At 53.5% G+C, this 3,345-nt stretch carries 1 tRNA gene and 2 rRNA genes; all 3 read right to left on the bottom strand.

Annotation, left to right across the window (positions count from 1 at the left end):
* Nucleotides 1-77: transfer RNA gene (locus tag C2R25_RS16500), tRNA-Met, on the bottom strand.
* A 128-nt stretch (nt 78-205) separates the two neighbouring features.
* A 5S ribosomal RNA gene (gene rrf / locus C2R25_RS16495) occupies nt 206-320 on the bottom strand.
* Between the two features lie 135 nt (nt 321-455).
* A 23S ribosomal RNA gene (locus C2R25_RS16490) occupies nt 456-3,250 on the bottom strand.
* Between the last annotated feature and the right edge of the window lie 95 nt (nt 3,251-3,345).

The raw sequence follows: 3,345 nt of genomic DNA, 5'->3' as shown, positions 1-3,345 counted from the left end.
TGGTTGCGGGGGCAGGATTTGAACCTGCGACCTTCAGGTTATGAGCCTGACGAGCTACCGGGCTGCTCCACCCCGCGTCACCGATTGTGTGCGTTCGAGGGGAACGCGAAGAGGGCCTTTGGGGGATTTTTCCCCTTGGCCCTTTTGTGTTTTGTCACTGTGATGGGTTTTTTTGTGTTCAACGATTGTGCGCGTCGGCTTCAATGCCTGGCGACGTCCTACTCTTCCGGGGCTTGAGCCACAGTACCATTGGCGCTGTCAGGTTTCACGGCCGAGTTCGAGATGGGATCGGGTGGGTCACTGACGCTATGGTCACCAAGCAATGGAGCCGACGCGTTGTGTCGTTGGGTTTAATCGATGTTTTGCCCGTGCGTATTTCAGATCGTATGGTTCTGGCTGCTTATCGTCCTACCGGACAGCTTCCTGTTGCAGGGCTGTCATTGATGGTGGGATTCATCAAGCATGATCAGAGTTATTAGGACCGGTTAGCTCCACGCGTTACCACGCTTCCACACCCGGCCTATCAACGTGATGGTCTATCACGACTCGAAGATACCTAATCTTGAGGGAGGCTTCCCGCTTAGATGCTTTCAGCGGTTATCCCGTCCATGCATAGCTACCCTGCTGCGCTCCTGGCGGAACGACAGGTACACCAGAGGCATGTTCATCCCGGTCCTCTCGTACTAGGGACAACTCCTCTCAAGTATCGACGCCCACGGCAGATAGGGACCAAACTGTCTCGCGACGTTCTGAACCCAGCTCACGTACCACTTTAATTGGCGAACAGCCAAACCCTTGGGACCTGCTCCAGCCCCAGGATGTGATGAGCCGACATCGAGGTGCCAAACGATTCCGTCGATATGAGCTCTTGGGAATCATCAGCCTGTTATCCCCGGCGTACCTTTTATCCGTTGAGCGATGGCCCTTCCACGAGGGACCACCGGATCACTATGACCGACTTTCGTCTCTGCTCGATTCGTCAATCTCGCAGTCAGGCAGGCTTATGCCATTGCACTCTTGCAGCCGGTTTCCAACCGGCCTGAGCCTACCATCGCGCGCCTCCGTTACTCTTTAGGAGGCGACCGCCCCAGTCAAACTACCCGCCACAGAGGGTCCCCGAACCGGATAACGGTCCTGGGTTAGACATCAGAACATAACAGGGTGGTATTTCACCTATGGCTCCACACCAGCTGGCGCCGGTGCTTCAAAGCCTCCCACCTATGCTACACAATTCTATCCTAATGCCACTCTGAAGCTGCAGTAAAGGTGCACGGGGTCTTTCCGTCTAACCGCGGGTACTCCGCATCTTCACGGAGAATTCAATTTCGCTGAGCATATCCTGGAGACAGTGGGGAAGTCGTTACGCCATTCGTGCAGGTCGGAACTTACCCGACAAGGAATTTCGCTACCTTAGGACCGTTATAGTTACGGCCGCCGTTTACTCGGGCTTCAATTCGGAGCTTGCACTCCTCCTCTTAACCTTCGAGCACCGGGCAGGCGTCAGACCCTATACGTCGTCTTGAAGCCGACTTAGCAGAGTCCTGTGTTTTTGCTAAACAGTCGCTACCCCCTGGCCTGTGCCCCCCACATCTGCTTGCGCAAACATGGGGCCTCCTTCTTCCGAAGGTACGGAGGCAATTTGCCGAGTTCCTTCAGGATACTTCTCTCAAGCGCCTTGGTATACTCTACCTGACCACCTGTGTCGGTTTCGGGTACGGTCTATACGGTGGGGCTATTTCCTGGAACCACGTGAAAGCACGTCCAATCCAATAAGGACGTACAATGTAAGTGATCCGTCACACACCACCAGGCCCACGAATATTAACGTGGTTCCCATCGACTACCCCCTTCGGGCTCGTCTTAGGGGCCGGCTCACCCTGCTCAGATTAGCTTTAAGCAGGAACCCTTGGTCTTTCGGCGAGAGGGCATCTCACCCTCTTTATCGCTACTCATGTCAGCATTCGCACTTCCGATACGTCCACCATCGGTTACCCTTTGGCTTCACTCGCCTACGGAACGCTCCGCTACCGCTCAGATCAAAGATCTGAACCCTAAGCTTCGGTGCATCACTTTAGCCCCGTTACATTTTCGCCGCAGGAACCCTTGTTTAGACCAGTGAGCTGTTACGCTTTCTTTAAAGGATGGCTGCTTCTAAGCCAACCTCCTGGTTGTTTTGGGATTCCCACATGCTTTCCCACTTAGTGATGACTTGGGGACCTTAGCTGTAGGTTAGGGCTGTTTCCCTTTTGACGACGGACCTTAGCACCCGCCGTCTGTCTGCCGGACTAGACTCGTTGGTATTCGGAGTTTGGTTAGAATTGGTAGATCTCGCGACCCCCGCATCCATCCAGTGCTCTACCCCCAACGGCAAATATCCGACGCTCTACCTCAATAGATTTCGCGGAGAACCAGCTATTTCCCGGCTTGATTGGCCTTTCACCCCTAAACACAACTCATCCGAGAATTTTTCAACATTCACCGGTTCGGTCCTCCAGTGCGTGTTACCGCACCTTCAACCTGGTCATGCCTAGATCGCCGGGTTTCGGGTCTAATACACCATACTCAAATCGCCCTATTCAGACTCGCTTTCGCTGCGCCTACACCTAACGGCTTAAGCTTGCATGGTACATTAAGTCACTGACCCATTATGCAAGAGGTACGCTGTCACCCCCTAAAGAGGCTCCAACTGCTTGTAAGCATCCGGTTTCAGGTACTGTTTCACTCCCCTCATCGGGGTGCTTTTCACCTTTCCCTCACGGTACTGTGTTCGCTATCGGTCATGTACGAGTATTTAGGCTTGGAGGGTGGTCCCCCCATGTTCAGACAGGATTTCACGTGTCCCGCCCTACTCGAGTCCTTGACTATCACTTTCGCATACGGGGCTGTCACCCGCTATGGCCGCTCTTTCCAAAGCGTTCTGCTAGTTGAAATCAAGGCACTGGCCTGGTCCGCGTTCGCTCGCCACTACTAACGGAATCTCGGTTGATGTCTTTTCCTCCGGGTACTTAGATGTTTCAGTTCCCCGGGTTCGCTTCACCAAGTCTATATATTCAACTTGGAGATACCTTATCCACCTCACTCACATCACGATCGCTCGTGATACGAGAGAAATGGTGAAGGTGGGTTTCCCCATTCGGAAATCGCCGGATCAAAGTTTGCTCACAACTCCCCGACGCTTATCGCAGCGTGCCACGTCCTTCATCGCCTGTACATGCCAAGGCATCCACCAGATGCTCTTACCTCACGCTTGAGAATCCACACCATCAATGACAGCCCTGCATAAAGGCGTCACCGTTTACAGGTGCGGACGATAATCTCAGCCAGATATACAATCTGTATGTAACG

It is taken from the genome of Novosphingobium sp. HII-3 (assembly GCF_002916655.1).
GTDB lineage: Bacteria > Pseudomonadota > Alphaproteobacteria > Sphingomonadales > Sphingomonadaceae > Novosphingobium > Novosphingobium panipatense.
Note: the sequence above shows the minus strand (reverse complement) of the source record. Positions and strands in the feature narration are given on the sequence as shown.